Source organism: Nocardiopsis lucentensis DSM 44048 (assembly GCF_000341125.1).
Taxonomy (GTDB): domain Bacteria; phylum Actinomycetota; class Actinomycetes; order Streptosporangiales; family Streptosporangiaceae; genus Nocardiopsis; species Nocardiopsis lucentensis.
In genome coordinates, this window is the sequence record NZ_ANBC01000251.1 from 1 (window position 1) to 1,144 (window position 1,144).

Sequence of the window (1,144 nt, forward strand, 5' to 3'; positions counted from 1 at the left end):
TGGACGCCGACGCCCTGCTGAGCGCGTCGGCCGAGGCCGGGATCCGGCTCGTGGTGCCGGGTGATCCGGAGTGGCCGGGCCGGCTCGAGGCCCTGGACCTGCCGGGCGGTGGTCGATCGCACGGCCTGTGGGTACGCGGCCGGGGCGACCTGCGCAACCTGTGCCTGCGCTCGGTGGCCGTCGTGGGCGCACGGGCCGCGACCGCCTACGGGGAGCACGTCGCCTCGGAGCTCTCCTACGACCTGGCCGCGCGTTCGGTCGTGGTGGTCTCCGGGGGCGCGTACGGCATCGATGGAGCGGCGCACCGGGCCGCACGCGCGGTGGGCGACACCGTGGTCGTGCTGGCCTGCGGACTGGACGTGGACTACCCGAAGGGGCACGCGGGCCTGTTCGCGGACGTGGCCAGAAGCGGTGTCCTGGTGAGTGAGCGGCCCGTGGGGGCCGCGCCCCGCGCCCCCGACTTCCTGGTGCGCAACCGGCTGATCGCGGCGCTCACACCAGGAACCGTGGTCGTGGAGGCCGGGCGGCGCAGTGGGGCGTTGAACACCGCCTCGCACGCGGTGGAGATGCACCGAACGCTCATGGCGGTACCGGGTCCGGTGACGTCGGCGATGTCGGTGGGGTGCCACATCCTGCTCCGTGACTGGCAGGCGGGCTGCGTCACCTGTGCCGACGACGTGGTCGCCCAGGTGGTGCCCCTGGACGACGAACCCCCGGGGCCCGGGCCGCTGCGGGTGGCGGCCGACCTCGACCCCGAGACGGCACGGGTGCTGGAGGCCGTGCCACGGGCCGGGGCGGGGACCGCGACGATCGCCGCGCACAGCGGAGCCACCCTGGGGCAGGCCATGCGGTCCCTGGGACTGCTCGCGGCCGCGGGGTACGTGGAGCGCTGTGCCACCGGCTGGCGGATTCCGAGGTGAGGGGAACCCGTTCGCCGCCGAGTACGGAGGCCGTCGGGTACAGCGCCGGTTCCGTCGTCGGGGGTGGTCGGGGATGGAGGAGTGCGGAACGGACGGGCCGGTTCTATCCCGGGGCGGATCGGGGCGGGGCTCGCCGAGGCGGTGGCGCGGCCCCGGCACGGAGCGGTTCGGCTGCCTGACGCGGTGCGGCGGTCGGAGCCGGTATCGGCCGTGGCGTTGATGCG

1 protein-coding gene is annotated in these 1,144 nt (G+C 75.3%); it reads left to right on the plus strand.

Annotation, left to right across the window (positions count from 1 at the left end):
• Positions 1 to 920 (plus strand): DNA-processing protein DprA (locus tag D471_RS0108505; protein WP_017598223.1); only part of this gene is annotated, 920 nt, incomplete at its 5' end.
• Positions 921 to 1,144 lie beyond the last annotated feature (224 nt).